Consider the following 7,604-nt stretch of genomic DNA (forward strand, 5'->3'; position numbering starts at 1 on the left):
AGCGGACTTCACGCCCTGTTCACCGAAAGATCACGTTTCTGTAAACGCGATCGTTGGCTACCTTGCCCGCGACCGGGCGGGGCCACCGACCCGATCGCAGTGCTGGTCGGGACGACGAACCCCGCCAGCGTGCTATCGCTTACCCGCTGCACCAGAAAGGCCGCGAGGTCAAAATTCGCATCGACCGCGCGCGCTGCGTCCAGCGCACCCCGAAGCGGCATGCCCTGCATCAGCGCCGCCAGCAATGCGAACTCGGGGTCGCCGACGGGCTCGATGGCCACCGCATCACCCCGACGGTGGATCAGCAGCCGCACGCCACCCGCGCTGAGGTCGACCGTCACGCTCTCCGCAGCGTCGGGCTGATTGGCCGCCCAGATGCGGTCAACCGGGAAAGGCGATGCCAGGAGCCGGCAGCTCGGGTGTAACTGGAAGTGCAGTGATGGCAGCGCGGCTTCCGCCACCGTCATCAACCGGTCGATCGCCATCGCACTGCCGTCGGCGGCATGAAACGATTCATGCCAGCTCCACTCCAGCCGCGCCACGTCGCCGAGATAGGGCAAGCCGGCCGCCGGGGGAAATTGCTCGAGAAAAGCGGCGAACTCGCCACCAAAACCATGCAGGTTACCCTGGCACGACGGATGGCACGGGATGTAGCGGTCGGCGGCGAAACGGAAGAAGTCCTCTCCCACCAGTCGCTCGATGACCGGATAGACGTCGCGGAGCGCCTCACGATAGTTGTGGACGATGTTGTTGCGGTAGATCGCCAGTCGCGCCGCCGGCGCCATGCCGTTGGCGCAGATGAATCGCTCGGCCGTGACGTCGGTCGTGTCGAACATGCCGCGCACGAAAGCAAGCTCCAGTTCACGCAGCGTGGGCATGTCTTTCTCCACGCATGCGATCGGCGGTAGCCGCCTCCTGCAACAGTACCGCCAGCGGCGGCAGGTCGGTATCCCACTCGATCAGGGTCGGCCGCGCACCGATGATCTCGACCGCCTCAGCGTAGAGCTGCCACACCGGGTCGGCGACACGGGTGCCGTGCGTATCGATGAGGAGGCCGGCGATCCGGTCGAAGCCCGCGAGGTGCATCTCGCCGACCGCTGCCGCCGGCACCGCCTTCAGGTAGCGCCGTGCGTCGAAGCCGTGATTGCAGGCGCTGACGTAAATGTTGTTGATGTCGAGCAGGATGCCGCAGCCGCTGCGAGCGGCGACTTCAGCAATGAAGTCCCACTCGTCGATCGTCGAATGCGAGTACTGCAGATAGCTGGAGACGTTCTCGACCAGGATTGGACGGCCGAGCGCCTCCTGCGCCTGGCGCACGTGCGCGCAGACCACGGCCAGGGCCTCTTCGGTATAGGGCAGCGGCAGCAGGTCATTCACGTGCCTGCCGGCAACGCTGCTCCAGCACAGATGCTCCGACACCAGTCCGGGTTCGATGCGCGCCATCAGGGTCTTCAAGGCCCGCAGATGCTCCTGATCGAGGCTGTCCGTCGTGCCCAGCGACAGCCCGACACCGTGCAGGCTGATTGGATACTCGGCGCGGATGCGCTCCAGGTAGTGCAGCGGCTGGCCGCCGCCACCGAAGTAGTTCTCGCTGTGCACTTCGAGCCAACCGATGGCCGGTAGCGTGGCGAGGATTTCGCGGTAGTGCGGCGCGCGCAGCCCGACCCCACTGCGCGCCGGAATCCCCGTGGCAAGCGGTCGGCTGCGCAGCGCGCCTGGCGCAGTAATGCGGCCATGGCTGACGACAGTTTCGGTTGTAGCAGGCATGTGCATTGTCCTCATCGAGCGGGCTGGGGTGGCAGCCGGAGTGGCCGCCGGGGTAACCCTGTCTCCCTGGTTGTTGTGCATCGTCGAAAGCAGTATGGCGGCTGAAAATCACGGATGTGTCACGCAGCGCTCAAGCTTCGGTCACATCGGCAGGTACCGACCAGCCCCAGCGATGAGAGGCCGGCAACACTCGGCAGAAACTTGAATCCATTGCGCACTTCGCCTATGGTTGAGCCTGTGAAAGCTGCGCGAAGGACGACTGGAGGACGCTTCGTGATCAACTTGCGATGGAAAATCCTGCTGCCACCCGGCCTGTTCGGCGTTCTTGCGGTGGCCTATTTGGCATGGGGCTGGCTACCGGAAGTGATGCTGCCGGGCGGGCGGACGGCTTTGGCGATGGCCGCGTTGGCGACCGCAACGGCACTCCTGGTGGTCAGCGCGATCGCCGTCGATCGACAGGTCATCAAGCCCCTGGCGGGCCTTGCCCTTGACCCTGGCGAAGCTTCCGATTCAGGTGATCTGGTCATTGCCAGTCGTTCTGCGACCGATGAAATCCAGACCGTCAAGCTCACGATCGAAGCGCTCACTGATGCCGCCGCCAGGCAGCGGCGGCATCAGTGCGCGGCCGAGCAGCGGTGCCGGGAGATAGAGGCCGCGCTGCAGTTGAGCGAAGAGCGCTACGCGCTCGCCCTGCGCGGCAGCAGCGACGGCTTGTGGGAATGGAATCTGGCGAGTGGCGAAATGCTGCTTTCGCCGCGCTGGAAGAGCATGCTCGGGTTCGCCGACAGCGACTTGCCCGACTGCCGGGAGCAGTGGCGGGAGCGCATTCATGCGGCCGATCTTGCGACGGTGGAAGCCGCCCTCCAGGCCAACCTCGAGAGCGCCGGCGAGCCCTACGAACAGCAATATCGCATGCTGCATCGGGACGGCAGTACGCGCTGGATACTGTCGCGGGGAACGGTCGTCCGTCATGCCAGTGGCAAGGCTTATCGGATGGTCGGGCTGGATACCGACATTACACGCATCAAGCGCTTTGAAACCATCCTCAACGAGATGGCGGAAGGCACAGCAGGCGCCGCCGGCGATGCCTTCTACCGCACCCTGGTGCAACATTTCGCCTGCGCGCTACAGGTCGCGTGTGCCTTCATCACCGAGTGCGCGGATTACCCGACGAGCCGCCTGCGGACGCTGGCCTTCTGGTCCGAGCACGCCTTTCTCGATGATTTCGAGTATGACCTGCCGGGTACGCCCTGCGAGACCGTTGTCAAGGAAGGGCGCGTCTGCTTCCACCCGCAGAACGTGGGAACGACTTTCCCTGTCGAAGCGGGCTATGAGGGATATCTCGGAATTCCGATCTTCGCCAGCGACGGCAGGGTCATTGGCCACCTCGCTTTTCTCGACACCAGGCCGATGGGTGACGAGATGCTGGTCGAGTCCATCTACCGCGTCTTCGCGGCGCGGGCAGGGGCCGAGATGGAAAGGGAGATGGCTCTCGAAATGCTGCAACAACAGGCGGCGAAGCACTCTGCCGGACAACCGCAAGGGAGCCAACATGGTACGACAGGTTCTGGTAGTTGAGGACGACGAGGACATTGCCCGGCTGATCAAGCTCCAGCTCAGCGAGCTGTCGTGCGCGGTGAAGACCGCCTACGACGGGATTGTCGGCCTCGCCGAAGCGGAGTCGCGGGATTATGACCTGGTGATTCTCGACCGGATGCTCCCCGGCATGGACGGACTGGAGATTTGCCGCCGCATTCGCGGCAAGAGCACCTATACGCCTATTCTGATGCTGACGGCAAAATCCACCGAGCTCGATCGCGTTCTCGGCCTCGAGATGGGCGCCGACGACTACCTCACCAAACCCTTCAGTCTGCTCGAGCTCGCGGCGCGGGTGAAAGCCATTTTTCGCCGCGTGGACCACCTTGCCCGTCCGGCCGAACAGGGCAAGGTACTTGACTCGGGGCCGCTTACCGTCGATGTGGAACGGCGGCAAGTGACTCTGGCCGGCAAGCCGGTCGATCTCACCGCCAAGGAGTTCGACCTGCTGTTGTACTTTGCCGAGCATCCGGGCCGCGTCTACAGCCGTGCCCAACTGCTCGACAAGGTATGGGGCTATAGCCACAGCGGTTACGAGCACACCGTCAATGCGCACATCAACCGCCTGCGCGCGAAAATCGAGCCGAATCCGAACCAGCCGGAGTTCATCCTGACGGTATGGGGTGTGGGCTACAAATTCCGCGACCAGAGCGCCGGCTGAATGTCCATGTTGCGGTCGCTCTACGGCAAGCTGGCGATCGCTCTCATGTTGATCTTCTTTGCCCTCGGCGCCGCTTTCATCGTGGCGACGGAGCAGATGCTCGAGGGCCGCCGCCTGCTCGAGCTGGCCGCCGATCTGGTCATTGGTGCCATCGCCTTCTCCCTGCTCGCCGCCTTGATCGTCTTCAATCTGCTGACTCGGCGCTTGCGTCTGCTGGCCGCCCAGATGGATGCGTTTCGCACCCACGGCCTGAGCCAGCCGATGCGCGGTCTGACTGCCAGGCCGGAAGGCGACGAGATCGATCGCCTGGTCATCGCATTCCAGGAAATGTCGGACCGAATTGCCTCGCAACTGCGGGCACTCGAACGTAACGACGAGCAGCGCCGGGAATTGCTCGCCAACGTGTCGCACGACCTGCGCACGCCGCTCGCGTCGATGCAGGGCTACCTGGAGATCCTGCTCCTGAAGCATGGCGCGCTGTCTCCCGACGAGGCACGCAGCTACCTCGAGATCGCTGCCAAACACAGCGACCGACTGGGCAAACTGGTGCGTGACCTGTTCGAACTCACCAAGCTCGAGGCCCACGAAGTCTGCCCGCAAGCGGAAGCCTTTCCGCTGACCGAGCTGGTGCAGGACGTCTTGCAGAAGTTCCAGCTCACAGCCGAGCAGCGTGGCCTGCGCCTCGAACATCGCTTTGCCAGCGCGGTGCCGGCGGTACGGGCCGATATCGGCATGATCGAGCGCGTCCTGGAAAACATGCTCGAGAACGCCATCCGCCACACGCCCGCCGGCGGCACGGTGCGCATCGAACTGGCCGCCGAGGCGGAGCACGTGCTGGTCAGCATCAGCGACACCGGTCGCGGCATTGCCCCCGAGGATCTGGCGCAGGTCTTCGACCGCTACTACCGCGCCGACCGTGGTGAGTTCGGCAGTGCCGGCCACGCCGGTCTGGGTCTGGCGATCACCAGGAGGATCGTCGAACTGCACGGTGGAAGCATTGCCGTGGACAGCGCCGCCGGGGTTGGCACCACCTTCCGCTTCGGCCTGCCGGCCGTGCCGTGGCACGGCTGAAACCCAGGGTCGCGGTTCACGCGCCCGGACCACAGTCCAGGCAACGCTCGACGGGCGGCGGCCCCATGCGCAAGGCGCGCTGCAGCCCGCGCAGCGCCGTTCGCAGGCCCTCTTCGATGACCGGGTGGTAGAAGGGACTGTCGAGCATCGCCTGCACGCTGTCGCCTCGCTGCACCGACCAGGCCAGCAGATGCCCCAGATGCTCCGCCGCCGGACCGAGCATTTCGGCACCCAGCAGGCGACCGCTACGGCGCTCGGCATAGAGATGCAGGGCACCGCGATTCTTCAGCATGACGCGGCTGCGGCCCTGATCTTCGAACGAGACCCCACCCACCGCGAAGTCCAGCCCCGAGTGCAGCAACTGTGCGTGGCTCTGTCCGGCGAGCATGATCTGTGGATCGGAGAACACCACCGACAACGGGGCGCGCCGCGGACGCACGCGCACGTCGGGGAAGCGGCCGGCATTGTCACCGGCGATGCGGCCTTCGTCGGCCGCCTCGTGGAGGATCTCCCGCTCATGGGTGGCGTCGCCGGCGATGAAGACGTGGCTGTCGGCGATCTGGCCGGTACCGGGATCGAACAAGGGCACACCGCGCGTGTCCAGCGGCAGGCCGCTCTGCTGCAAGCCGAGCGCCTGCAGATTGGGAGGGCGGCCGCTAGCCGCCAGTATCCACTCGTAGCGCTGTTCAGCGGCCGCATCCTCGTCACCGACGCGGACGGCGACCTCGTTGCCGACACGCTGCAGGTGCAGGTCGGACGCGCCCAGGCGCATCGGCAGTTCCTGTGCGAAGACCTTGCGCGTTGCGGACTGCAGGACGGGGTCGGTGAGCGGGCCGACGCGCTCGCTGCGGCCGTAGAGACCCACGCGCACGCCCAATCGATGCAAGGCCTGCGCCAACTCCAGGGCAATCACCCCGGTACCGAGAACGGCGACGGACTGCGGCAGCGATTGCCAGGCAAAGACATCGTCGTTGACGATCAGCCGGTCGCCGGCGGCCTCGCGCCATTCGGCCGGCACGTTCGGGTGCGAGCCGCTGGCAATGACGATGCGCCGCGCCGTTACGCGCGTGTGCTCGCCAACCTGCAGCGTGTGGCCGTCGAGAAAACGGGCGTGACCGCGCAAGCGGTGCTCTGCCGGCCAATGTTCCACCGCCTCGGTGACGAAGCCGACAAAGCGGTCGCGTTCATCGCGAACGCGCTGCATGACGGCGGCGCCATCGATGCGCAGCGAATCGACGACGACACCGAAGGCGTCGGCGTGCCTTGCCGCATGCGCGGCCTCGGCGGCGGCAATCAGCAGCTTGCTGGGCATGCAACCGACGCGCGCGCAGGTCGTCCCGTACGGCCCTCCCTCGATCACCAGGACGCTGCGGGTATGCGCCAGCGCGGCGCGGTAGGCGGACATTCCGGCGGTACCGGCGCCGATGATGGCGACATCAACTTCCAGTGTATTCATGGGCCTTCCCTTTCTCGAGTCCGTCGTTGCCGATGCCCGCTGCTGCCGGGAATCGGTATCATCCACGCGTTACAAGTCGAGCACCAGACCCGCCGCGTTGCCGGCACCTGCCGCCGGCACCGAGCAGCAAATCAGAATCTCGTCCGTTGCCAATGCGACGGCCGGCGGCGACACATAGCTGACCTGGCCTGCCAGTATCCGGGTCTTGCAGGTGCCGCACGAACCGCCCCGGCAACTGAATTCCGGCGTCAGCCCGCGCGCCTCCGCCAGCTCGAGCAGGCTGCCGCCACCCGGTTGCCAGCGTGCCTCCTTGGCTGACCGCGCAAACACGACTGCGACGGACGTTTCGGCTACCGGCAGGGCGGGCTGGTGGTTTTCCATGACCGCTTCCGTCACCCGTCGGCGCAGCGATGAAGGGCCAAACTGCTCGACGTGAATTCGCTCGTCGGCAATCTGCATTGCCCGCAGGCCGTCGTACAGGTCCTGAGCAAACGCCGCCGGGCCGCACAGGTAGAAATCGAAATCGTCGAAGGGCAGGATGGCTTTCAGCAAGGGCAGGTCGATGCGGCCCTGAACATCATAGTCGCTGCCGAGAACGGCCGTGGGTTCGGGCTGACTGAGAATGCGCACCGCCTCGACCGCACCATCGGCACGCTCGACCAGATCCTGCAGTTCGCTGTCGAAGGCGCGCTCGGCCAGGGTGCGCGACGCATGCACGAAGAATGTCCGGCGTACACGGCGGGTACGCACGCCTTCGTACACCACCTCGCGGAGCATGGCGAGCATGGGGGTGATTCCCACCCCGGCGGGTGCGAACGAAAGTGTTGGGCGAGTCCCGCTCTGATAATTGTCAGCGACGTGAGCAAACGTAAGGAAATTAGCGGAGAGTTGCGATAGAGTAGGGAACCCATCCACGGAGAGAAGCCATGCCTAAGATTTCCCACATCGAACCTTGCGATTCCAGAGACTTGGTGGCCCGTTTGGAGGCTAATCCAAAGATACTGGCGAAAGTGCTAGAGATGCTGGAGTTGGTGGAGAACGCCGAAGGGGATC

6 protein-coding genes and 1 pseudogene are annotated in these 7,604 nt (G+C 65.1%); 3 read left to right on the forward strand and 4 right to left on the reverse strand.

Annotated features, from left to right (window positions below; translation table 11 throughout):
• Nucleotides 1-8: 8 nt before the first annotated feature.
• A complete protein-coding gene (locus E4Q08_RS04090) occupies nucleotides 9-878 on the reverse strand; it encodes an HvfC/BufC N-terminal domain-containing protein (protein ID WP_169069437.1) in 870 nt (289 codons plus the stop codon).
• A complete protein-coding gene (gene bufB, locus E4Q08_RS04095; RefSeq protein WP_169069438.1) occupies nucleotides 862-1,767 on the reverse strand; it encodes an MNIO family bufferin maturase in 906 nt (301 codons plus the stop codon). The genes E4Q08_RS04090 and bufB overlap by 17 nt, the downstream gene beginning before the upstream one ends.
• A gap of 273 nt (nucleotides 1,768-2,040) precedes the next feature.
• On the opposite strand from bufB, the gene E4Q08_RS04100 reads away from it, so the two are divergent.
• The 3 genes from E4Q08_RS04100 to E4Q08_RS04110 are packed head-to-tail and all read left to right on the forward strand — an operon-like array spanning nucleotide 2,041 to nucleotide 5,095.
• The gene (locus E4Q08_RS04100) at nucleotides 2,041-3,345 is read left to right on the forward strand and encodes a PAS domain-containing protein (protein WP_169069439.1); all 1,305 of its coding nucleotides are present in this window, start codon (nucleotides 2,041-2,043) and stop codon (nucleotides 3,343-3,345) included.
• Nucleotides 3,320-4,024, forward strand: coding sequence for a response regulator transcription factor (locus E4Q08_RS04105; protein WP_169069440.1), 705 nt, complete (start codon nucleotides 3,320-3,322; stop codon nucleotides 4,022-4,024). Before E4Q08_RS04100 ends, E4Q08_RS04105 begins: the two co-directional genes overlap by 26 nt.
• A gap of 6 nt (nucleotides 4,025-4,030) precedes the next feature.
• The gene (locus tag E4Q08_RS04110) at nucleotides 4,031-5,095 is read left to right on the forward strand and encodes a sensor histidine kinase (RefSeq protein ID WP_169069441.1); all 1,065 of its coding nucleotides are present in this window, start codon (nucleotides 4,031-4,033) and stop codon (nucleotides 5,093-5,095) included.
• 16 nt (nucleotides 5,096-5,111) lie between these two features.
• Here the strand turns inward: E4Q08_RS04110 and E4Q08_RS04115 are convergent, their stop codons facing one another.
• A complete protein-coding gene (locus E4Q08_RS04115) occupies nucleotides 5,112-6,551 on the reverse strand; it encodes a dihydrolipoyl dehydrogenase (RefSeq protein WP_169069442.1) in 1,440 nt (479 codons plus the stop codon).
• Nucleotides 6,552-6,620: 69 nt separating this feature from the next.
• Nucleotides 6,621-7,382, reverse strand: a pseudogene (locus E4Q08_RS04120) (2Fe-2S iron-sulfur cluster-binding protein); the annotation flags it as partial.
• Nucleotides 7,383-7,604 lie beyond the last annotated feature (222 nt).

Origin of the sequence: Candidatus Accumulibacter contiguus (genome assembly GCF_012940005.1) — a bacterium.
Lineage (GTDB): Bacteria > Pseudomonadota > Gammaproteobacteria > Burkholderiales > Rhodocyclaceae > Accumulibacter > Accumulibacter contiguus.